At 69.0% G+C, this 20956-nt stretch carries 21 protein-coding genes and 2 riboswitches; of the genes, 11 read left to right on the top strand and 10 right to left on the bottom strand.

All coding sequences use genetic code 11. The features are described 5' to 3' along the window. Position 1: 1 nt before the first annotated feature. Entirely contained in the window at positions 2-685 is a 684-nt protein-coding gene (locus DMH03_RS08325; RefSeq protein ID WP_125791321.1) for a DUF3159 domain-containing protein, read from the top strand. 108 nt (positions 686-793) lie between these two features. Here DMH03_RS08325 and DMH03_RS08330 read toward each other — a convergent pair whose 3' ends face one another. Continuing rightward, complete coding sequence (locus DMH03_RS08330; RefSeq protein ID WP_125791322.1) at positions 794-1744, bottom strand: N-acetylglucosamine kinase; 951 nt, start codon at positions 1742-1744, stop codon at positions 794-796. Continuing rightward, on the bottom strand, positions 1741-2784 hold the full coding sequence (locus DMH03_RS08335; RefSeq protein ID WP_125791323.1) for an SIS domain-containing protein: 1044 nt from the start codon (positions 2782-2784) through the stop codon (positions 1741-1743). Before DMH03_RS08335 ends, DMH03_RS08330 begins: the two co-directional genes overlap by 4 nt. 140 nt (positions 2785-2924) lie before the next feature. On the opposite strand from DMH03_RS08335, the gene DMH03_RS08340 reads away from it, so the two are divergent. Together DMH03_RS08340 and DMH03_RS08345 are read left to right on the top strand one after the other, a co-directional pair. After that, positions 2925-3680 (top strand): GntR family transcriptional regulator, encoded by a 756-nt coding sequence (locus DMH03_RS08340; protein WP_125791324.1) that lies wholly within the window; start codon positions 2925-2927, stop codon positions 3678-3680. Between the two features lie 256 nt (positions 3681-3936). Further along, positions 3937-5454 (top strand): MFS transporter, encoded by a 1518-nt coding sequence (locus DMH03_RS08345; protein ID WP_125791325.1) that lies wholly within the window; start codon positions 3937-3939, stop codon positions 5452-5454. Positions 5455-5558: 104 nt separating this feature from the next. Here the strand turns inward: DMH03_RS08345 and DMH03_RS08350 are convergent, their stop codons facing one another. After that, the gene (locus tag DMH03_RS08350) at positions 5559-6497 is read right to left on the bottom strand and encodes a threonine/serine dehydratase (protein WP_125782184.1); all 939 of its coding nucleotides are present in this window, start codon (positions 6495-6497) and stop codon (positions 5559-5561) included. A gap of 150 nt (positions 6498-6647) precedes the next feature. On the opposite strand from DMH03_RS08350, the gene DMH03_RS08355 reads away from it, so the two are divergent. Further along, positions 6648-7373, top strand: a complete 726-nt coding sequence (locus DMH03_RS08355; protein ID WP_125791326.1) for a hypothetical protein — start codon at positions 6648-6650, stop codon at positions 7371-7373. A 79-nt stretch (positions 7374-7452) separates the two neighbouring features. Here DMH03_RS08355 and thiE read toward each other — a convergent pair whose 3' ends face one another. Then, positions 7453-8118, bottom strand: coding sequence for a thiamine phosphate synthase (gene thiE, locus DMH03_RS08360; protein ID WP_125791327.1), 666 nt, complete (start codon positions 8116-8118; stop codon positions 7453-7455). Positions 8119-8148: 30 nt separating this feature from the next. Then, positions 8149-8256: riboswitch (TPP riboswitch) on the top strand. Here thiE and thiO point away from each other — a divergent pair. The 4 genes from thiO to DMH03_RS08380 all read left to right on the top strand — a co-directional run bounded on the left by thiO (position 8250) and on the right by DMH03_RS08380 (position 10825). Next, on the top strand, positions 8250-9323 hold the full coding sequence (gene thiO, locus DMH03_RS08365) for a glycine oxidase ThiO (protein ID WP_125791328.1): 1074 nt from the start codon (positions 8250-8252) through the stop codon (positions 9321-9323). It overlaps the preceding riboswitch by 7 nt. After that, complete coding sequence (gene thiS / locus DMH03_RS08370) at positions 9323-9523, top strand: sulfur carrier protein ThiS (protein WP_005160548.1); 201 nt, start codon at positions 9323-9325, stop codon at positions 9521-9523. Before thiO ends, thiS begins: the two co-directional genes overlap by 1 nt. Before the next feature lies 1 nt (position 9524). Continuing rightward, positions 9525-10283, top strand: coding sequence for a thiazole synthase (locus tag DMH03_RS08375; protein ID WP_125791329.1), 759 nt, complete (start codon positions 9525-9527; stop codon positions 10281-10283). 107 nt (positions 10284-10390) lie between these two features. Further along, positions 10391-10825 carry a MarR family winged helix-turn-helix transcriptional regulator gene (locus DMH03_RS08380; protein WP_125782174.1) on the top strand — a complete coding sequence of 145 codons (435 nt, stop codon included), beginning with the start codon at positions 10391-10393 and terminating at the stop codon, positions 10823-10825. Here DMH03_RS08380 and DMH03_RS08385 read toward each other — a convergent pair. Genes DMH03_RS08385 through DMH03_RS08395 form a run of 3 tightly spaced genes read right to left on the bottom strand, consistent with a single transcriptional unit; the run spans position 10803 to position 13413 of the window. Next, entirely contained in the window at positions 10803-11609 is an 807-nt protein-coding gene (locus tag DMH03_RS08385) for an ion transporter (protein WP_125791330.1), read from the bottom strand. The genes DMH03_RS08380 and DMH03_RS08385 overlap by 23 nt on opposite strands. 26 nt (positions 11610-11635) lie before the next feature. Further along, a complete protein-coding gene (gene thiD / locus DMH03_RS08390) occupies positions 11636-12466 on the bottom strand; it encodes a bifunctional hydroxymethylpyrimidine kinase/phosphomethylpyrimidine kinase (RefSeq protein WP_125791331.1) in 831 nt (276 codons plus the stop codon). 23 nt (positions 12467-12489) lie between these two features. Next, positions 12490-13413, bottom strand: coding sequence for an NADP-dependent oxidoreductase (locus DMH03_RS08395; protein WP_125791332.1), 924 nt, complete (start codon positions 13411-13413; stop codon positions 12490-12492). An 88-nt stretch (positions 13414-13501) separates the two neighbouring features. On the opposite strand from DMH03_RS08395, the gene DMH03_RS08400 reads away from it, so the two are divergent. Continuing rightward, positions 13502-13900 carry a helix-turn-helix domain-containing protein gene (locus DMH03_RS08400; RefSeq protein WP_199748719.1) on the top strand — a complete coding sequence of 133 codons (399 nt, stop codon included), beginning with the start codon at positions 13502-13504 and terminating at the stop codon, positions 13898-13900. Between the two features lie 95 nt (positions 13901-13995). Next, complete coding sequence (locus tag DMH03_RS08405) at positions 13996-15513, top strand: alkaline phosphatase family protein (RefSeq protein WP_125791333.1); 1518 nt, start codon at positions 13996-13998, stop codon at positions 15511-15513. 63 nt (positions 15514-15576) lie between these two features. Here DMH03_RS08405 and thiD (DMH03_RS08410) read toward each other — a convergent pair whose 3' ends face one another. From thiD (DMH03_RS08410) to DMH03_RS08420, 3 genes are all read right to left on the bottom strand, one after another. Next, positions 15577-16398 (bottom strand): bifunctional hydroxymethylpyrimidine kinase/phosphomethylpyrimidine kinase, encoded by an 822-nt coding sequence (gene thiD / locus DMH03_RS08410; RefSeq protein ID WP_125791334.1) that lies wholly within the window; start codon positions 16396-16398, stop codon positions 15577-15579. Further along, the gene (gene thiC / locus DMH03_RS08415) at positions 16395-17999 is read right to left on the bottom strand and encodes a phosphomethylpyrimidine synthase ThiC (protein WP_125791335.1); all 1605 of its coding nucleotides are present in this window, start codon (positions 17997-17999) and stop codon (positions 16395-16397) included. Before thiC ends, thiD (DMH03_RS08410) begins: the two co-directional genes overlap by 4 nt. Positions 18000-18046: 47 nt before the next feature. Continuing rightward, positions 18047-18180: riboswitch (TPP riboswitch) on the bottom strand. Between the two features lie 55 nt (positions 18181-18235). Continuing rightward, positions 18236-18643 carry a hypothetical protein gene (locus tag DMH03_RS08420; RefSeq protein ID WP_125791336.1) on the bottom strand — a complete coding sequence of 136 codons (408 nt, stop codon included), beginning with the start codon at positions 18641-18643 and terminating at the stop codon, positions 18236-18238. A 101-nt stretch (positions 18644-18744) separates the two neighbouring features. On the opposite strand from DMH03_RS08420, the gene DMH03_RS08425 reads away from it, so the two are divergent. Then, on the top strand, positions 18745-20913 hold the full coding sequence (locus DMH03_RS08425) for a glycoside hydrolase family 15 protein (RefSeq protein WP_125791337.1): 2169 nt from the start codon (positions 18745-18747) through the stop codon (positions 20911-20913). Positions 20914-20956: the final 43 nt, after the last annotated feature.

A 20956-nucleotide genomic window follows, 5' to 3' on the forward strand; every position in this document is an offset into this window, starting at 1 on the left:
GGTGACCTCACGACCCCCGCGCGAGTCGCTCGCCCAGATCCTCGGCGGGCGGCGTGGCGCCATCGACGCGAGCATCCCGCCCGCGGCCTTCGTCGTCGGCTGGCTGATCGCGGGCCAGTCGATCGCCTGGGGCGCCGGGGTGGCCATCGGGGTGGCGGTGCTGCTCGGGGTCTACCGGGTGGTGCGCGGCGACAAGGCCCGCGCGGTCGTGGTGAGCCTCGCCGCAGTGATCGCCGCCGCGCTGATCGCCCTGCACACCGGCCGCGCCGAGGATTTCTTCCTCATCCAGCTGCTGTCCAATGTGGCCAGCGCGCTGCTGTGGGCGGCCAGCATCGTGGTGCGGTGGCCGTTGCTCGGTGTCGTGGTCGGGCTCGTCATCGGGCAGAAGACCCGCTGGCGCCGCGACCCCGCGTTGCTGCGCGCGTACTCGCGGGCGAGCTGGGTGTGGGTTTTCCTGCAGTACACGCTGCGGGTCGCGGTGTACGGCTCGCTGTGGTGGAGCGGGCAGGTGGTCCCGCTCGGCATCGCGCGGACGGTGCTGTCCTGGCCGCTGGTCGCGGTGACGGTCGCCGTGAGCGGCTGGGTGCTGTATCGCACGCTGCCCCCGGAACATCCCGGTCTGCGGGTGGTGGAAGAGAACGGGGATTCCTCGGATTCCGAGCCGGATGGGCTACCCAGGACATAAGGCGGCCCCCGGCGAGGGGGGAGGGTCCGGGGGCCGGGTCCTACGGTACCCGGAGTTCGGCCCCGGAGTCGATGGTTTGGTCTTTTCGGGCTTGTTTTGGGTGTTTTTTCAGGATGGCGCCGGTCTTGGGGCATCTTCCCCATACGCCTCGACGGCCGCGAGCCAAGCGGCACCGAGTACCCCGTCGGTGCTGGTCAGGGCCTCGATCCCGGTCAGTTCGGCGCGCACTTTTCGCCCGACCGGGCCCTCTGGCGACAACACACTGCCCACGAGGACGATCGGTGTGGTTTCCCCGGGATCCCGCGCTGCCATGACGTTCGTCACCAGAAGGGCGGCCGCCCGGGTGGTGATCTCATCCGCCGCGGGGTCGCCTTCGCGGTCGGCCTCGCTCACGAACGGGGCGAACCTGGCGAGCCGGATCGGCGCCTCGGAGTTGGCGCTCGTGACGAGCGCGTGCCGCAGCGGCGCCCGGTCGCTCGCGGGGTCCACTGCGGACGGTCCGAGCGCTTCGGTGAGAACGGAGCGCGCGAGCGGGCCGAGTTCGCCGCCGCGGCTCAGAACATCCAAAGTGGAGCGAACGGCTTCCCTGCCGAGCCAGTACGCGGAACCTTCGTCACCCAGCAACCAGCCGTAGCCGCCGGCGGTCGAGACCATCCGCCTGCCGCGGACCCGGCCGGCGATCGACCCGGTGCCCGCCACGAGAACCGAACCGTCCGGCGCGGAAGTGGCCGACGCGTAGGCGACTTCGGGGTCGGGGACCGTCCGCACCGGACTGATCCCCAGGTCCTTCCAAGCGGCTTCGAAGATCTCCGCGACCGCCGGATCGCTCAGCTTGCTGACCCCCGCCATGCCGACGACGCATGCTGTGGTCGCGGCCGGGTCCAGCCCGCCCAGCGCGCCGGCGATCGCGCTCGCGATCCGCGCGGCGGCTTCCGACGGCGGATGGGAGTTGGGATTCGCCCCGCCCGCGCGCCCGGTCCCGAGGACGGCGCCGGAGGCGTCGACCGCGATCGCTCGCGTCGACGTGCCTCCGGCGTCCACACCAATGACGTGGGTCACCGGGTCTTGGTCACCTTGAGCAGCCCGCGCGGGCTGTCCGGGTCACCGCCGCGTGCCAGCGAGAGGCCGAGCGCGATCCGCTGGATCGGCAGGATCTCCAGGATCGGGGCGACCTCTTCGGCGGACGGCGCGACACCGATCCGCAGCGCGGCGGGGACGTCGGCCGAAGCGGAGCCCACCGCGAGCACGTCCGCGCCGCGTTTGCCGACGGCTTCGAGGACCTCCTGCATCGCGCCGACGCCGTGGCCCTGACTCGTCACGGCCAGCACGGCGGTCTCGCCGTCGACCGCGGCGACCGGACCGTGCAACAGGTCCGCGCCGCTGTACGCGCGCGCCGCGAGGTAGCTGGTTTCGGCCAGCTTCAACGAACCTTCCAACGCCGTGGCGTAGGAGTAACCGCGGCCCGTGGTGAGTACCCGGTCGACGAAGCGGTAGCGGTCCACCGCGCGCTGCACGCCTTCTTCGGCGCCTTCGAGGGTCTGCTCCGCGAGCTCGCCCAGCTTCTTCGCGTCCTCACCCTTGCCGCCGCGGACCGCGTCGATCAGAAGGTAAAGCGAAAGCAAGGTGGCCGAGTACGTCTTCGTGGCGGCGACGGCCTTTTCCAGCCCCGCGCCGATGTCGACACCGAGTTCGGCGGCGGCGCGCAGCGGCGAGGACAGGGTGTTGGTGACCGAGACGGTCAGCGCTCCCTGGCGACGCGCGGTTTCGGTGACCTCGATGAGATCCGGGGAACCGCCGCTTTGGCTTACTGTGATGAAGAGAACGTCCCGCAGATCGGGACGGGCGCCGTACAAAGTCGCGGTGGAGGGCGAGACGAGACCGCAGGGGAGACCGAGGAGTACTTCGATCAGGTACTTCGCATACAGGGCGGCGTGGTCGCTGGAGCCGCGGGCGGCGAGCAGTGCGAACCTGGGCGGGCGCTTGGAGATGGCTTCGGCCACCTCGGCGATTTCGGCCTGTCGCTCCACGATTCCTGCCAGAATGGCGGGTTGCTGGGAGATCTCCGCGGCCATGTGCTCGCCGGGGCGCTGTTCGGTCATCTCGTTCCCTTCGACCGGGACGTACTTCGTCCCCCGAGTAGGTCTAGACCAATGCTAGCCCGAATGGACGTTTGTGGAGAAGGGTACGTTTCCTAGCGGGGACGGTGCGCGTTCGAGTGGGAAGGCTTAGGGAGTCGGTCATGTTGGAGACAACCACCGCGGGTGAGGCGGGCGCTACGGCAGGGATGCGCGGACAACGCGAACCCAAGTACTGGGCGCTGAAACAGCATCTGCTCGATCTGCTCGACGCGTTGCCCCCGGGTTCGCCGATTCCGACGGAACGGGCGCTCGCGGGAGAATTCACCGTTTCGCGCACCACGGTCCGGCAGGCCCTCGCGGATCTGACCGCCGAAGGCAGGCTCCACCGCGTACAGGGCAAGGGCACTTTCGCCGCCGAGCCGAAACTCGCGCAGCGCCTCCAGCTGTCGTCCTACACCGAGGACATGCGCAAGCAAGGCCTCAAACCGTCGTCGAAGCTCCTCGAAATCGACGAAGTGCCGGTCGAGGCCGACCTCGCGAAACTCCTCGGAATCCGCGTCGGCGCGAAGATCCTTCGCCTTCGCCGTCTCCGGCTGGCCGATTCGCAGCCCATGGCACTCGAGACCACGCATCTCCCACTCGGCCGCTTCCGCGGTTTGCGCAAACACGTTTCCGCAGGTGGCTCGCTGTACGCGGTGCTGAGGGAGCACTACGGCGTCGAGCTCGAAAGGGCCGAGGAAACCATCGAGACCGCCCTCGCCGGACCGCATGAGGCGGAGATGCTCGGCGCCGACGTCGGAATGCCGATGTTGCTCCTTTCGAGGCATTCCTTCGCCACGGATGGAAAACCGGTCGAGTTCGCCAGGGCGATCTACCGGGGTGACCGTTACAAGTTCGTCACCACGCTGTTGCCTTGAGGCGCGCTTACGGAAACGTTTCGCAGGGCGCTGGACCGAAGAGAACTCGCGGTGATCTCGAAGGGCGCCCTACAAAACGTTTCCGTGGCCTTCGGCCAAAAGAGGGCGCGCCTGTGCGGACTCCCCGTCCGCGCTGACGCGCGTTCGGGGAGTCAGGTCCGCCGGTTCCAGTGGTTTCGGCCCTTTGATTCTCTGACGTGTCAGGTAATTGCCGCTTCTGGTGGCTGTGGGCGTGGTGGCGTGATTCAGTCGTCTTATGAGTGATGGGGTGGCGACGGGGATTCGGTGGGGGACGCCGGTGGCGCGCGGCGTACTCGCCACGACCATCGTCGGCTCGGGCATGGCGATGCTCGACGGGACGATCATCAACGTCGCCCTGCCGAGGATCGGCGAAGAACTCAACGCCTCCGTCGCCGGCCTCCAATGGATCCTCGACGGCTACCTGCTCGCCCTCGCCGCGCTGATCCTCGTCGCCGGATCACTCGGCGACCGCTACGGCCGCCGCCGCATGTTCATCGTCGGCGTCGTCTGGTTCGGCATCGCCTCCGGGCTGTGCGCCGCCGCGACGACGACCGAGATGCTCGTCGCCACCCGGATCCTCCAGGGCATCGGGGGAGCTTTGCTCACGCCCGGCTCGCTCGCGATCCTCCAAGCGTCCTTCGCCCACGAAGACCGGGCCCGCGCGATCGGCGCCTGGTCCGGACTCGGCGGCATCGCGGCCGCGATCGGCCCGCTGCTCGGCGGCGTGCTCGTCCAGGTGTGGTCGTGGCGGCTGGCGTTCCTGATCAACCTGCCGCTGGCCGCCGTCTGCGTCCTGCTCGCCCGGCGCTACGTGCCCGAGTCCCGCGACGAGGAGGCGACCGGGCATCCCGACTTCCTCGCCGCCGCCGTCGGCGCGATCGGGCTGGCCGGACTGACCGGCGCGCTCGTCGAGGCACCTGGACGCGGTCTCGGTGACGTCGTCGTCCTGGTGTCCATCGTGCTCGGCGTCGCGGGGCTGGTGTCGTTCCTGGTGATCCAGCACCGTTCGGCCGATCCGCTGGTGCCGCCGAAATTGTTCCGCGACCGGACGTTCAGCCTCGCCAACGCGCTGACCTTCGTCGTCTACGCGGCGCTCGGTGGCGTGATGATGCTGATGGTCATGCAGTTACAGGTGTCGCTGGGCTACACGCCGACCGCGGCCGGCCTCGCCGGACTGCCGATCACCGTCATCATGCTGCTGTTCTCCGGCCGGTCCGGTGCGCTCGCGCAGAAGATCGGGCCGCGTACGCAGCTGGTCGCCGGCCCGATCCTGGTCGGTGTCGGCATGTTCCTGCTGATGCGCGTCGGGCCGGGATCCTCATACCTCGGTTCGGTGCTGCCCGCGGTCGTCGTGTTCGGCGCCGGACTGGCGACGGTCGTCGCACCGGTGACCGCGACGGTGCTGGCCGCCGCGCCGGACCGGTACGCCGGCGTCGCCTCCGGGGTCAACAACGCCATCGCCCGGTCCGGTGGCTTGCTCGCGATCGCCGTGCTGCCCGCCGTCGCCGGACTGTCCGGCGCCGCCTACACCGATCCGGTGGCGCTGACCGCGGGCTGGCGGATGGCGTTGCTCGTCTGCGCGGCGCTGGCGATCGGCGGCGGCCTGATCGCGCTCGGCATCCACAACGGTGTCCTCGACACGCCTTCCGAATCCGACACCGCCGACACCGACGAGTCGCCGCACCCCGGCGAATGTCTCCACTGCGGGGTCGACTCCCCGCCGACGCACGTCCGCCCCGCCGGACACACGTGATCAGACGCGTAACTCGCGTGCTTGAAGGCGTAACTCACGTGCTTGAAGGCGTAACTCGCGAGTTACGGCTCCAATCACGCGAGTTACGGCGGCGAACACGCGAGTTACGCCAGCAGGGTGGCCAGGGTCGCCGGGTCCAGGTTGCCGCCCGAAACGACCGAAACGACTTTGCCGGGCGGTAGCGCGTCGCGGTGGGAGAGGAACGCCGCGGTCGCGGTGGCGCCGCTCGGCTCGGCGATCAGTCGCGCGCGGTGCGCCAGCGTCCGGACGGCCTCCCCGATCTCCGCCTCGGAAACGGTGATGACGTCGTCGAGCACCGCCTGGAGGTGGGCGAAGGTCAGGTCCGAAGGCTGGGCGCGCAGGCCGTCGGCGCTGGTCCGGGCCCGCAGGTCCATCGGCCACTCGATCCGCCTGCCCGCGCGGAAGCCCTCGGCGGTGTCGGCAGCCAGCTCCGGCTCGACGCCGATGACCTTCGCGCCGGGAAGCAGTTCCTTGATCGCCGTGCCGACGCCCGAGGCCAGCCCGCCGCCGCTGAGCGGGACGAGCACGACGCCGGCGTCCGGCAGGTCTTCGGCGATCTCCAGGCCGACGGTGCCCTGCCCGGCGATGACGTCGCGGTGGTCGAACGGCGGGATCATGGTGAGTCCCCGTTCTTCGGCGACGGCGAGCGCCGAGGACTCCTGAGCGTCGATCGGGACCTCGATCACTTCGGCGCCGAGCGCCTTGGTGGCTTCGATCTTGGCGCGCGGCGCGACATCCGGAATGAGGATCACCGCGTGGATTCCGAATCGCTTCGCCGAGTAGGCGACCGCTTGCGCGTGGTTGCCACTGGAGAACGCGACGACGCCGCGGGCGCGCTGATCTTCGTTCAACGCGGCGATCGCATTGTACGCCCCGCGCACCTTGAAAGCGCCGATCGGCTGAAGGCTTTCCGGTTTGAGCCACAGCGGCGCCCACGTTTGTTCCAGTAACGGTGTGCGCACCGCGACGCCTTTGACACGGCTCGCCGCATCGCGGATTTCCTCGATCGATACCAGGTCCATACGGCCGATTATGTCAAGGAGTTGTGAGCCGTGGACAGTCCTTTTTGGACAGATGGCGTGGCGCTCCTCACGTGCGGACAACGAAGGGAGCATCCCGTGCGCCTTACTCGTTAGGACTGGGTGAGGACCGACTAGCTGCAGAACGGGATCATGACCAAGGAGACTTCCGAGAAGGACACCGAGAAAACCGAAAAGACGGAAAAGCAGGGCCGGATCGTCCAGGTGACCGCGGCCGCGATGGCCGCGATCACCGCGGCACTGCTGGGTTCCACGCTCGGCGTCGCCGGGACGGTGGCGGGTGCCGGGCTGGCGAGTGTGATCACCACGCTCGGCGGCGAGCTGTACTTGCGTTCGCTTCAGCGGACGAAGGACGCGGCGCTGAAGGCGCGGGTGGTGCTGACCGTGCCGGGACGGCGCCGGGTGCTCGACCCCGGCGAGCAGGAAACCGTCCGGTTGAAGCCGTCCGAGGACGAAGAGGAACCGTCGGGGCGGAAGTTCAAGCCACGCTGGGCGGTGATCGCCGGGGTCAGTGTGGCGGCGTTCGCGGTGGCGCTCGTCGCCATCACCGGCTTCGAGGGGGCGACCGGCAAGACCTTCGGCGGCGGCACCGGGACGACCATAGGGAAGATCATCGGCGGCGGGCAGGCCCAGGAACGCCAGGACAAGCACGACACCCCGCCGGCGACATCGCCTTCGGAGACGCCGGGCAAGCAGCCCGAGACGACACCGCCGACCACGCCGCCGCCGACCACGACACCGACGGCTCCGACGACCACTCAGGCGCCGCCGACGACGCCGTCCACGGCGCCTTCGACCTCGCAGGCGCCCCCGACGACGCCCTCGGCCCCGCCTGCCTCGAACACCCCCGTGCCCTGATCCCCCTCCCGCATTTCGTCCTCTGGATGCGGTAGTTCGCGCTGCCAACTACCGCGTTCAGAGGACGAAATGCGTGGGATCAGGGGAGGGCGGAGCGAAGCGTGCGAGCCGCCGCTTCGGGGTCTTCGGCCTCGGTGATCGCCCGGACGACGACGATCCGCGACGCGCCGGCGTCCAGCACCTCGGGCAGCCGGTCGGCGTCGATCCCGCCGATCGCGAACCACGGTCGCGAAGTCCCCAGCGCGGCGGTGGAGCGCACCAGGTCGAGCCCCGGGGCGGACCGGCCCGGCTTCGTCGGGGTCGGCCAGCAAGGGCCGGTGCAGAAGTAGTCCACGCCGGGCTCCCCGGCCGCGGCCTCGGCCTGTTCGGCCGAATGGGTGGACCGGCCGATCACCACGTCGTCGCCGAGGACCCGGCGGGCGAGCGACACCGGGATGTCGTCCTGGCCGAGATGCAGCACGTGCGCGCCGACGGCGAGCGCGACGTCCGCGCGGTCGTTCACCGCCAGCAGCTTGTCGTGCTTCTCGCACGCCTCCGCCAGCACTTCCAGTGCGGCGATCTCGTGTTTCGCCTCGATCGGGGCGCCGCCGGTCTTGTCCCTCAGCTGGATGATGTCGACGCCGCCGGCCAACGCCGCGCCGGCGAATTCGGCGAGATCAGCGCGTCCGGACCGGGCGTCGGTGCAGAGGTACAGGCGGGCGTCCGCGAGCCGGGCGCGGATCAGCGAACCAGACAGGGTGGGCATGGCGGGGACGGTACCCGCGCGCTACGGTGGGGTGGTCCGCACGGGAGCCCGAGGACGGGCTGAGAGGGAGCCGAGACCGCTCCGACCGTGGAACCTGATCCGGGTCATGCCGGCGCAGGGAGCGTGCGTTCATGAGAGAACTTTCGGTTGTCGGCGGCGGGGTCATCGGCCTCTCGGTCGCTTGGCGCGCGTCCGCGCGCGGCCATCGCGTCACCGTGTACGACCCCGAGCCGGGGCGTGGCGCGTCGTGGCTCGCGGGCGGCATGCTCGCGCCGGTCACGGAGGCCTGGCCCGGCGAGGAGGACGTCCTCGCCCTCGGTGAAGCGTCGCTTCGGCGCTGGCCGGATTTCGCCCGTGACCTGGCCGAAGAGGGCATCGACCCGGGCCTTTCGCCGCACGGCACGCTCGTCGTCGCGCTGGACAGCGCCGACGCGGGCAACCTCGAGATGCTCGCCGCGTACCTCACCGAACTCGGCCGCGAGGTCGAGCAGCTGACCGGCCGCGAGGCCCGCCGCGCCGAACCCGGTCTCGCCGGGTCCGTCCGAAGTGGACTGCTGGTGCCCGGCGATCTGGCCGTGGACAACAGAAGGCTGCTGCACGCGCTCGCGCATGCCTGCGGCAGGCACGGGGTCGAGTTCCGCCACGAGACGGTCACGGATCTCGAAAACCTCGAAGGCGACGTCGTCCTCGCCGCGGGCGCCTGGACCGGACGCCTGCATCCCGCGCTCGCCGGCGCCGTCCGCCCGCTGAAGGGCGAGATCCTCCGCCTGCGACCGCGGCGGGGCTGCCTGCCGCCACCGAAGCGGACCGTCCGCGCGATGGTCGAGGGCCGCCCGATCTACCTCGTCCCGCGTGACGACGGCCAGCTCGTCCTCGGCGCGACCCAGTACGAGGCGGGTTTCGACGAGACCGTCACCGTCCGGGGCGTTCGTGAGCTGCTCGAAGGGGCGGAGCGTGTCTTCCCCGGCCTCACCGAGTACGAACTCGTCGAGACCGCCGCCGGGCTTCGCGCGGCGAGCGTCGACACGATGCCTTTCATCGGTGAGCTGGGCGAAGGCGTCTTCGCCGCGACAGGTCACCATCGCAACGGCCTCCTGATGGCCCCGGTCACCGCGGACGCCGCGGTCGCCTGGCTGGACGGCGTGCCGTTGCCGGACGAGGTCGCGGCGGCCACGCCGTCACGGCGAAGCGAGGAGCGGGTGTGATGGAGATCCAGGTCAACGGCCAGTGGCGTGAGTTCCCCGACGGAACCACCGTCGAAGGCGTATTGGAGGCACTGGGCACGGCGACGAAAGGTGTCGCGGTCGCGGTGGACGGCGTCGTCGTCCGGCGCGGCGAATGGCCGGAAGCGGTGGTGCGCAAGGGCGCCAGCGTCGACATCCTCACCGCTGTGCAAGGAGGCTGACATGAATGGTGACGCCCTCGTCATCGGCGAGCACAAGCTCTCGTCGCGGTTGATCATCGGCACCGGCGGCACGTCGAACCTCGCCGTCCTGGAACGCGCGCTGGTGGCGTCCGGTACGGAACTGACCACCGTCGCGATGCGCAAAGCCGACGCCGAAGGCGGCTCCGGCGTCCTCGAACTGCTCCGGCGGCTCGGCATCAGGCTGCTGCCCAACACCGCCGGGTGCCGGACGGCCGCCGAAGCGGTCCTCACCGCCCAGCTCGCCCGCGAAGCGCTCGAAACCGACCTCATCAAGCTGGAGGTCCACGCCGACGACCGCACGCTGCTGCCGGACCCGTTCGAGACCGTCGAAGCGGCCGAACAGCTCTCCGCGGAGGGCTTCACCGTGCTCGCGTACACCAACGACGACCCGGTTCTGGCGCTGCGGCTGGAGGAAGCGGGCTGCGCGGCCGTGATGCCGCTCGGCGCGCCCATCGGCACCGGTCTCGGCATCCGGAACCCGCACAACATCGAGCTGATCGTGTCGCGCGCGGGAGTCCCGGTGATCCTCGACGCCGGTATCGGCACGGCTTCCGACGCGACGCTGGCGATGGAGCTCGGCTGCGACGCCGTCCTGCTTTCCACCGCCGTGACCAGGGCCGCGGACCCGGAACGGATGGCGTCGGCGATGCGGGCCGCGGTCACCGCCGGACGGCTCGCCGCCGGTGCGGGGCGGATTCCCCAGCGGTTCTGGGCGCACGCTTCGAGCCCGCCTCGATAACCCTTTTGTACGGTTCACGGCCTTGACAGCGAGTGCGCTCCGGATGCCCGTATGGTTGACGGCACTTTCCGGAGGCGCCCGCCGCCGTGTACCCAGAGGAGCCAGTGGTGACCACGTCAGCGGTCCAGGACGTTTCGGGCAGGTTGTTCCTGGCGGTCGGCCGGTTGTCCCGGTCTCTTCGCCAGGCGGGCGTGCCAGGACCCGGCCACGGCGCGATCTCGGCGCTCGCCACGCTCGTGAACTACGGCCAGCTCCGCCTGGGTGATCTCGCGGCGAAGGAAGGCGTCGCCGCGGCCACCATGTCGAGGATCGTCGCTTCGCTGGTCGAAGCGGGCTACGTCAGCCGTGAATCGGACCCGATCGACAGGCGCGCCTGGCTCGCGGAGGCCACCGAAGAAGGCGAGAGGCTGGTTTCCGGTGTCCGGTCGACTCGGGTCAACGAACTGGGCAAACGCCTCGAACGGCTGACCCCGGAGCATCAGGCGGCCCTGGCGGCGGCCCTTCCGGCGCTTGAGGCGCTCATCGCGGACGAAGAGCGCTGAGTTCCGCGACTTCCGCGCGAAGGGCGCGGAGCTCGTCGAGGATCTCCTTGTTCGCCCGAGCCTGGGTTTCGGTCTGCTTCGCCTCTTCCTCGCGGATGTCCTGGCGAAGCTCGTCCTCCATCCCGCTGACCACGACGGCGATGAAGAGGTTCAGCACCGCGAAGCTGGACACGAGGATGTAGAGCACGAAGAACACCCAGGCCATGGGTGCTTCCTTCATGATCTCCTTGGCGATGTCCGGCCAGGCCTCGCCGGTCATCACCTGGAACAGCGTGAACAGCGAAGTGCCGAGGTCGCCGAAGTTCTCCGGCGAGATCGCGCCGAACAGCTTCGTCGCCATCACGCCCGCGACGAAGATGATCAGCGCGAGGAGCGCGGCGATGGACGCCATACCGGGGATCGCCGCGAGCAGGCCGGTGACGACCTTCCGCATCGACGGCACGACCGAGATCAGCCGCAGCACCCGCAGGACCCGCAACGCCCGCAGCACCGCGAACGGGCCAGTCGTGGGGAGCACCGCGATACCGACGACGACCAGGTCGAAGATGTTCCACGGGTCGCGGAAGAACTTTCCGCGATAGGCGTAGAGCTTCGCGCCGAGTTCGAGGACGAAGATCCCGAGCGCGAGGTAGTCGACCGTGTGCAGCAGGCTCCCGTACTCCGCGACCATTCTGGTCGAGGTCTCCAGGCCGAGGGTGATGGCGTTGAAGACGATCACCGCGATGATGAAGTTCTGGAAGCGGCGGTCTTCGACGACCCTGGCCACCGTTTCACGTCCGGTCACGGCACAGATCGTAACCGGACGTGTGCTCACTGCTCCGGCGCAAGCCGCCAGAACGCCGAAACCGGGCCGACCTTCGCGCCCATCGGATAGGCGTTTTCGACCGCGTGTGAAACGAACCACTTGCCGTAGCGGGCGGCCTCCACGACGGACATCCCCTTCGCGAGACCGGCCGTCAGCGCCGACGCCATGGTGTCCCCGGCGCCGTGGGTGTGCTGCGTCGCGAACCGCTCACCCGGCAGTTCGACGAACGTGGAGCCGTCGAACAGCACGTCGACGCATTCCGGGTCGGAGACGAGGTGACCGCTCTTCACGAGCACGTACTTCGGCCCCAGCCGGTGCAGGACGACGGCCGCCTGATGCATCTGTTCGCGGGTGGTCACGGTCATCCCGGTCAGCAGGCGGACCTCGTCGAGGTTCGGCGTGAGGACGGTCGCGCGCGGCAGGAGCTCGTCCCGCAGCGCGACCAGCCCGGCCTCGTCGAACAGCGGATGACCGTGCATCGACGCCGCGACCGGGTCGACCACGAACGGCACCTTGGCGTCGCGGCCGATCTCGGCCTTGTCGCACGCCGCGGCGACGGCGTGGATGATCTCGGCCGAAGCGAGCATGCCGGTCTTGGCCGCGTTGACGCCCATGTCGGCCGCGACGGCCTCGATCTGGCCCGCGACGATCCGCGCCGGGATGTCGGTGCGGTCGTGTACGCCGAGGGTGTTCTGGACGGTCACGGCGGTGACCGCGACCAGACCGTGCACGCCACAGGTGAGGAACGTGCGCAGGTCCGCCTGAAGGCCGGCGGCACCGCCGGAATCGGACCCCGCGATGGTCAGCGCCGACGGCGGGCTCGGGTTCTCGCTCATGGGTCCATTTTCCACGCGCGTTCTCAGAGGGTCAGGACGAGCTTCCCGGTCACCCTGCCGCCTTCGCCGACTTCGTGCGCCTTCGCGACGTCTTCGAGTGGGAAGGTCTGGTCGACGTGGACACGCAATTCACCCTTCTCGATCAGGCCGGTCAGCGCCAGCAGGCCGATCTCGTCGGGTTCGGCGAGCATCCCCGACGTCCGCACGCCCAGCTTCTCGGCCTTCGCGGCGACAGCCTCGCTCACGCCGCCCGGGACCGCGATGAGCAGGCCGCCCGGTTTCACCGCGTCCAGCCAGCGCAGGTCGCTCTGCTCGCCGACCAGCCCGAACACGACGTCCACGCCGGCCGCCGTCGCCGTCTCGTCCCGGTAGTCGATCGGCTCGTCGACACCGAGCTCGCGGAGGAAGTCGTGCTTCCCGGCGCTCGCCGTGCCCAGGACGTACGCGCCGCGCGCCTTCGCCACCTGCACGGCGAGGTGCCCGACCCCGCCCGCGGCGGCGTCGATCAGCACCCGCTGTCCCGGCCGGACATCGGCGATGTCCACGAGACCCTGCCAGGCGGTGAGCCCGGCCAGCGGCAATCCGGCGGCGTCCTCGTGGGTGAGGTTCGCGGGTTTGCGCACGAACTGGCGGGCGGGGGCCGTCACGTATTCGCCGTAGCCACCGGCCTGCCGGGGGAACCACGGGAAGCCCAGGACCTCGTCGCCGACAGCGAAGCGCGTGGTGCCGACGCCGAGTTCTTCCACCACCCCGGACACGTCCCAGCCGAGGACGAACGGCGGCTCGCCCATGAAGACGCCATAGGCCCGGGTCTTCCAGTCGACCGGGTTGATCCCGGCCGCGCGCACGCGCACGAGCACCTCCGTCGGGCCGGGGGACGGCCGATCGGTTTCGGTCACCTCCAGCACTTCCGGGCCACCAAGCCGCTGCTGGGTCACGACGCGCATCGAAAGCTCCTCCGTTGTTGGTGCCCTCCATGTTCGGCCGCATGGTCACTTTTCGCTAGAAGGCACTTATAGGTAAACTAGGTACCTGATGGAAACCACCTGTGAAGTGCCGGAATCGCCGTGGGACATCTACCTGCGGAACTGCCCGTGCCGAGACGTCCTCGATCTGCTCGCCAACAAGTGGACTGCGCTGGTACTCGGCGCGCTGTCCCGGCGGCCCCACCGGTTCGGCGAACTGCGCCGCGCCGTCGGCGGGATCAGCCAGAAGATGCTGACGCAGAACCTGCGTGCCTTCGAACGCGACGGTCTGGTCACGCGCACTGTCTTCCCGACCGCGCCGCCGACCGTCGAGTACGCGCTGACCGAGCGCGGGTCGAGCGCGGGCACGCTGCTCATGGCGGTCAGCGAATGGTCGGTCGCCAACTTCGACGGGATCCTCGACTCGCGCAAGGAGTACGACTCGCGGGTGATGGAGCCCGTCGGCTGAAGTCCTTCGCGGGGGCACGCGGACTTCATCGTGAAGACAGTTCGGCGCACTAACTTGACGAACAATTGGTTCGTACAAGTTATCTGGAGGCTTTCGTGCGCAGAACGCTTTCCCTCCTGTCGGCACTGGTGGCCGTCGCCGGATTGACCTCCGGCGTGGCCACCGCCGCGGCCAAGACGCCGAAGGTGCTGGTCATCGGCCTGGACGGGGCCCGGTTCGACAAGCTGATGGCCGCGGACACGCCGAACGTCCACGCGTTGGTGGAGCGCGGCTACGCCTCGCGCAGTTCGCTGTACGGCAGCGGGATGGCGCCGACGGTCAGCGGTCCCGGCTGGTCCACGATCCTCACCGGTGTCTGGCCGGACAAGCACAAGGTCAAGGACAACTCCTTCACCGGCAACGACCTCGCCTCGCATCCGAGCTGGCTCGCCCGCGCCGAAACCGCGAACCCGGCGCTCGACACGTACGCGGCCGTCGACTGGACGCCGATCAGCGACCGGATCCTGCGTACCGGCCAAGACCGCAAGTTCGTCCAGAACGGCGACAGCGACGGCTACGAGAAGACCGACGAACAGGTCGCCGTCGACGCCGAGAAACACCTCAAGCAGGACAAGGCCGACGCCTCGTTCGTCTACTTCGGACAGACGGACATCGCGGGCCACGACCACGGCGCGGACTCCCCGCAGTACGAAGCCAGCCTGCGCACCGACGACGCGCTGATCGGCCGCCTGCTCGCCGCCGTCGACGCGCGCGCGAACCGCGCGGACGAGGACTGGCTGATCATGATCTCGTCGGACCACGGCCACACGCCCTCGGGCGGCCACGGCGGCGACACCCCCGAGGAACGGATGACGTTCGTGATCGCCGCCGGTGGCGCGGTCCCGGCCGGAACCCCCGCCGTGCCACCGAAGATCGTCGACATCGCGCCGACCGTGCTACGGCACCTCGGCGTGGCGGCTCCGGCGGTCTACGACGGCTACGCGCTCGGCGCCGCGCCCTCGGACGTCTTCGACACGGCCGTTTTGAAGCCCAGGCAGGACGAGACCGGCGTCCCGGCGGGAGTACTCGGCTGGACGCACGACGCGCCGGGCGGCTGGACCGTGCGCAACGCTTCCGGCATGCCCGCCGGCGTGACGGAGTGGCAGGGCTGGTCCTTCACCACCGATGACTTCTGGACGCGCACCGCTCCCGGCCAGCAGCGCGAGGCGAACGCCCGGGCGCGCGGCGTCTTCGCGGTCGCGGACCCGGACGAGTGGGACGACAAGGGCTCGCCTTCTTCGAGTGGGACCTTCGACTCTTCTCTGGTCTCGCCTTCGGCTGACGTTTCCGGGAAGTCCACTGTGGACGTCTCGTTCGTGTCGCACTACCGGCAGGACGGGACGCAGCGGGGTGCGCTGACGGCGTCGTTCGACGGTGGCCCGGAGCAGAACGTGCTGGCCTACGGGCCGGAATCCGGTACGGCGAACAAGGGTGGCGACGTGCTTTCGGTGCCGACGTCGGCTTCGGTCAAGGTGCCCGCGGGGGCTCGTTCGGTGAAGCTGAGCTGGCGGCTTTATGCGGCGGGGAACAATTGGTACTGGGCCGTGGACGCTCCTCGCGTCACGATCCGGTAACGCGTGCAATGAAAGGACCGTTCCTTGCAAATTTTGCAAGGAACGGTCCTTTCCTAGCGCGTGTCAGGGGCTAGCGAGCCGCCAGAAGGGTGAAACAGGACCCACCCCGGCCCCCAGCGGATACGACTCCGCCACACACCGCTCGATGAACCGCTTCCCCTCGGCGACGGCGGTCGGCACGTCCGCCCCCTTCGCCAGCGAAGACGTGATCGCCGAAGCCATCGTGTCCCCGCCGCCGTGCGTGTTCCGCGTGTCGAAGCGAGGCCCGCTCAGCTCCACCCAGGATTCGCCGTCGGACAACAGATCCACGCAGTCCTGAGCAGCGTCGAGGTGCCCGCCCTTCACCAGAACCCACTCGGAACCGAACTCCAGCAACGCCTCCGCTGCCTCACGCTGAGTCGACGGCCCGGTCACCGAAACGCCGGTCAGCAGCCGCACCTCGTCCAGGTTCGGCGTGATCAGTGTGGCCCGCGGGAAGAGCTCGGTGCGGATCGCCTCCAGCGCCTCCTCGCGCAGCAACGCGTGCCCGGTCATCGAAGCGGCGACCGGGTCCACGACGAACGGCGTGTCCGACGAGCGTCCGATGTGGACTTCGTCGAGTGTCTTCGCGACGGCGTTGATGATCTCGGCGGTCGCGAGCATGCCGGTCTTCGCCGCGTTCACGCCCATGTCCGTGGCGACGGCCTTGATCTGCCCGGTCACGACGTCGACCGGGATCTCGCTGAAACCCTGCACGCCCAGCGAGTTCTGCACGGTGACCGCGGTGAGCGCGACCATCCCGTGCACCCCGTTGGCGAAGAACGTCCGCAGGTCGGCCTGGATGCCCGCACCACCACCGGAATCCGATCCGGCGATGGTGAGGGCGGTCCTGGGTGTGGCTGTCACTGATTGACCACCGGCAGGTACACCTTGTTGCCCTGCTCGGCGAACTCGTTCGACTTCTCCGCCATGCCTGCCTCGATGGCCTCCACAGTGGACAGTCCGTGTTCGTCGGCGTACTTGCGGATGTCCTGGGTGATGCGCATCGAGCAGAACTTCGGCCCGCACATCGAGCAGAAGTGCGCCGTCTTCGCCGGTTCCGCGGGCAGCGTCTCGTCGTGGTACGCGCGGGCGGTGTCCGGGTCCAGCGACAGGTTGAACTGGTCGTTCCAGCGGAATTCGAAGCGGGCCTTGGAAAGCTCGTCGTCCCACTCCTGCGCGTACTGGTGCCCCTTGGCGAGGTCGGCGGCGTGCGCGGCGATCTTGTAGGTGATGACGCCGGTCTTGACGTCGTCGCGGTTCGGCAGGCCCAGGTGCTCCTTCGGCGTGACGTAGCAGAGCATCGCCGTGCCGTACCAGCCGATCTGCGCCGCGCCGATGGCCGAGGTGATGTGGTCGTACGCCGGCGCGATGTCGGTCGCGAGCGGGCCGAGGGTGTAGAACGGCGCCTCGCCGGTCAGCTTCTCCTCGAGTTCGACGTTCTCCTTGATCTTGTGCATCGGCACGTGGCCGGGGCCCTCGATCATCACCTGGACGTCGTGTTCGCGGGCGATGTGCGTGAGCTCGCCCAGCGTCTCCAGTTCGGCGAACTGCGCGCGGTCGTTGGCGTCGGCGATCGAGCCGGGCCGCAGGCCGTCACCGAGCGAGAACGTGACGTCGTACTCGCGCAGGATCTCGCAGAGTTCGGCGAAATTGGTGTACAGGAACGATTCCTTGTGGTGCGCGAGGCACCAGGCCGCCATGATCGAGCCGCCGCGCGAGACGATGCCGGTGACGCGGCGCGCGGTCAGCGGGATGTAGCGCAGCAGCACCCCGGCGTGCACGGTGACGTAGTCGACGCCCTGCTCGCACTGTTCGATGATGGTGTCGCGGTAGACCTCCCACGACAGCTTTTCCGGCTCCCCGTTGACCTTTTCCAGCGCCTGGTAGATCGGCACGGTGCCGACCGGCACCGGCGAGTTGCGGACGATCCACTCGCGTGTCTCGTGGATCCGCTTGCCGGTGGAGAGGTCCATGATCGTGTCGGCGCCCCAGCGGGTGGCCCACACCATCTTGTCGACCTCTTCCTCCACGGAGGACCAGACGGCCGAGTTGCCCATGTTGGCGTTGATCTTCACCAGGAACTTCTTGCCGATGATCATCGGCTCGGTCTCCGGGTGCTTGCGGTTGGCGGGGATCACCGCACGGCCGCGCGCGACCTCGTCCCGCACGAATTCCGGCGAGCAGCGCTCGCGGGCCGCGACGTACTCCATCTCGCGGGTGATGACACCCTGTTTCGCCCAGCCGAGCTGGGTGTTGTGCTCACGACCGTCGGCCCAGCCTGCCCGCAATCGATGGAGTCCACTGTGGACATCGATCTGCGCGTCGTCGTCGGTGTACGGGCCGGAGGTGTCGTAAACGTCGAAATGCTCGCCGTTCGAAAGGTCGATCCGCCGCGCGGGGACCCGGAGACCGGATTCCGTCTGGTGGTAGATCTTGCGCGAACCGGTGATCGGCCCGGTGGTCACGGTCGGCGTGATGCCCTGGGCATTCTTTTCAAAGGCACTGTCAAGCGTCGTCAACGACGTTCACTCCCTACGCCGGCATTACCCGGTCAGGTTCATGCGGTCGGCGGCGCCGGGTCTTCCAGAAAAAAGACTCCAGCCGCCCTCTCAGCCCGCCATGGCGCGAGCTCCCGCGTTGTTTGGTTGTGCCCCGACCATGCCACGCCGGGGCTCGGACAATCAACCCTCCAAGGCGACGGTCACTCCGAAGCCGACCAGAACACCGCCGGACGTGCGCTCCAGCCACAGCTTGACGCGATCGCGGCGCAGCCACTCACCCAGGCGTGTGACCAGCCAAGGCGAGCGACGATCTGGAGGAGGAACGAGACCGCGAACACGCCGGCCTTCGGGTTGCTCACGTTGATCAGGAAGCCGGAACGGATGCCTCGCCCGGCGGGTTCGGTGACGTCGCCGGCGCGCTTGCGGAAGAAGAGCGCTTTGACGCCGAGGCAGCGTTCCGGCGTGAGCCCTTCGCCGACTGCTTGATCAGCATCACCGTCGCCGGGCCGGAGACCATCGCCATGAGAAGGCTGCGGGGATGAACGCCAGCAGGTTCGGCCTGCCCTGATCATCGGGGCCGCGAGTAACACGATTTCCGTGGCCGACATGTCGACAGCGTTAGCGGTTCACCGGTTTGGAGCATGTGCTCGCGGGGGATTCACGACAGAATCCCGGAGGTTCTGCACCGTTACAGAAGTCTGGGGTGGATATGCGAAAACTCATGCTCCCGGCACTGGCAGGCGTGCTGGTCGCGGGGCTGCGCCCGGCGGTGGCCGCGGCACAGGGCGGTGAGGCGCCCGGTGCGCCCGGCGCCCATCCGAGCTGGCTCCCGGCGGACAAGACCGGCTTCGGCACCGCCCGCGAACGCGCGAGCAACGTCTGGTTCACGCTGCAAGGTGGACGGCTCTCCGAGGTCTACTACCCGGATCTGTCCACGCCGAGCGTCCGCGCGCTCGACCTCGTCGTCACCGACGGGACGAGCTTCGCGACGGTCGATTCCTCGGCCAAGGCGCAGCAGGTGCGCCGCACCGATGGCCTCACCTACGAACAGACCATCACCGACGACCAGCGTCGTTGGAAGCTCCGCAAGACCTACGTCACCGACCCGGCGCGCACGAGCGTGCTGATCGACGTCGACTTCGTTTCGCTGACCGGCCGTCCGTACCAGGTGTACGCGGTCGCGGATCCCGATCTCACGAACGAGGGATCCGACGACTCCGCACGCACCGATGGGGTGAACGCGGTCGCGTCCGACGCGAAGACCGCTGCCGCATTGACCGCGGAACCGGCGTTCTCGCGCACTTCCGTCGGTTACGCGGGTTCCTCCGACGGCATCACGCAGCTGACGAAGTCCTTCGCTCTCAAGGATTACGCGAGCGCGGCCAAGGGCAACGTGCTGATCACCGGGCAGACGGCCGCCGACGGTGTCCGCTCACGGGACTTCACGCTTTCGCTCGGCATGGGCGCGAAGGACTCCGACGCGCTCTCCACCGCGAAAGCCTCGCTACGGCGCGGATTCGCCGACGCCGCCCGCGCGTACGACCGCGGCTGGAAGCAGTACCTCCGCCAGGTGAAGGACGCGCCGTCGTCGCTCAAGACCAAGCAGGAACGGGACCTCTACCAGGCGTCCGTGCTCATGCTCGCGGCGAGCGAGGACAAGATCCACCAGGGGGCGCTCATCGCGTCGCCGAGTATGCCGTGGCGGTTCGGGAACAACGACCCGGAATGGTCGCCGTCGGGAACCTATCACCTGGTCTGGCCGCGCGACCTCTACCAGATCGCGACCGGCCTGCTCGCCGCCGGCGACCGCGACGCCGCCAACCGGTCGATCGACTACATGTTCGGCACGCAGCAGCTGCCGGACGGGCATCTGCCGCAGAACAGCCACGTCGACGGCACGCCGTACTGGACCTCCATCCAGCTCGACGAGACCGCGCTGCCGATCGTGCTCGCCCAGCAGCTCGGCCGGACCGACGCCAAGACCTGGCGGGGTGTGCGCAAGGCGGCGGAATTCCTGTTGTCCTACAAGGCGGACAACGGGCACGCGTCGCCGTACAGCCAGCAGGAACGCTGGGAAGAACAGGACGGCTACTCGCCTTCGACGATCGCCGCGGTGATCGCCGGACTGGTCTGCGCGGCCGACATCGCCAAGGCGAACGGCGCCGCCGCCGACGCGAAGCGCTACCTCGACACCGCCGACGCGTTCAAGGCGAAGCTCGCCCAATGGACGGTGACCACGAACGGCCCGCTGTCGAAGGACCCGTACTTCGTCCGGCTGACCAAGGACGGCAACGCGAACAACGGCACGAAGTACAACCTCGGCAACTCCAGTGTGACCATGGACCAGCGCGCCGTGACCGACGCCGGTTTCCTCGAACTGGTGAGGCTGGGCATCTACCGCGCCGACGATCCGGTGATCAGGAACAGCATCAAGGTCACCGACGCCGACATCGCCTTCACCACCCCGACGGGTCAGTTCTGGCACCGGTACACGAAGGACGGCTACGGCGAGAAGGCCGACGGAGCACCGTGGGACTACACGTTCCCGGCGGAAAGCCGGACCACTTTCGGGCGACTGTGGCCCCTGCTCGCGGGTGAACGCGGCGAGTACGACCTCGCCGCCGGTGACCGCGGTACGGCCGCGAAGCGCCTTCGCGACCTGGGGCGCATCAGCAGCTCCGGCGACACGATGCCGGAGCAGGTCTGGGACGAGAACGCGCCTTCGGGGCAGCCCGGCTTCCCGGCGGGCACTCCGACGGCGTCCGCGACACCGCTGGCCTGGACGCACGCCCAGTACCTGCGGCTCGCGTGGTCGGTGCAGGCGGGGAAGGTGATCGAGCAGCCGCGGGTGGTGCGATGCCACTTCCTGGGCTGCTGACCCTCGCGTAAACGCCATGAACGGTCCGTTCCTTGCAAAATTT

Source organism: Amycolatopsis sp. WAC 01376, from assembly GCF_003947415.1.
Lineage (GTDB): Bacteria > Actinomycetota > Actinomycetes > Mycobacteriales > Pseudonocardiaceae > Amycolatopsis.

Excerpts from the sequence above, each read along its gene's own strand:
- DMH03_RS08400 (WP_199748719.1), top strand. The coding sequence starts at position 13,502 with ATGGAAACCACCTGTGAAGTGCCGGAATCGCCGTGGGACATCTACCTG.
- DMH03_RS08420 (WP_125791336.1), bottom strand. The coding sequence starts at position 18,643 with ATGTCGGCCACGGAAATCGTGTTACTCGCGGCCCCGATGATCAGGGCA.
- DMH03_RS08345 (WP_125791325.1), top strand. The coding sequence starts at position 3,937 with ATGAGTGATGGGGTGGCGACGGGGATTCGGTGGGGGACGCCGGTGGCG.
- DMH03_RS08375 (WP_125791329.1), top strand. The coding sequence starts at position 9,525 with ATGAATGGTGACGCCCTCGTCATCGGCGAGCACAAGCTCTCGTCGCGG.
- DMH03_RS08355 (WP_125791326.1), top strand. The coding sequence starts at position 6,648 with ATGACCAAGGAGACTTCCGAGAAGGACACCGAGAAAACCGAAAAGACG.
- thiD (WP_125791331.1), bottom strand. The coding sequence starts at position 12,466 with ATGAGCGAGAACCCGAGCCCGCCGTCGGCGCTGACCATCGCGGGGTCC.
- thiS (WP_005160548.1), top strand. The coding sequence starts at position 9,323 with ATGGAGATCCAGGTCAACGGCCAGTGGCGTGAGTTCCCCGACGGAACC.
- thiO (WP_125791328.1), top strand. The coding sequence starts at position 8,250 with ATGAGAGAACTTTCGGTTGTCGGCGGCGGGGTCATCGGCCTCTCGGTC.
- DMH03_RS08395 (WP_125791332.1), bottom strand. The coding sequence starts at position 13,413 with ATGCGCGTCGTGACCCAGCAGCGGCTTGGTGGCCCGGAAGTGCTGGAG.
- DMH03_RS08425 (WP_125791337.1), top strand. The coding sequence starts at position 18,745 with ATGCGAAAACTCATGCTCCCGGCACTGGCAGGCGTGCTGGTCGCGGGG.
- DMH03_RS08335 (WP_125791323.1), bottom strand. The coding sequence starts at position 2,784 with ATGACCGAACAGCGCCCCGGCGAGCACATGGCCGCGGAGATCTCCCAG.
- thiE (WP_125791327.1), bottom strand. The coding sequence starts at position 8,118 with ATGCCCACCCTGTCTGGTTCGCTGATCCGCGCCCGGCTCGCGGACGCC.
- DMH03_RS08350 (WP_125782184.1), bottom strand. The coding sequence starts at position 6,497 with ATGGACCTGGTATCGATCGAGGAAATCCGCGATGCGGCGAGCCGTGTC.
- DMH03_RS08340 (WP_125791324.1), top strand. The coding sequence starts at position 2,925 with ATGTTGGAGACAACCACCGCGGGTGAGGCGGGCGCTACGGCAGGGATG.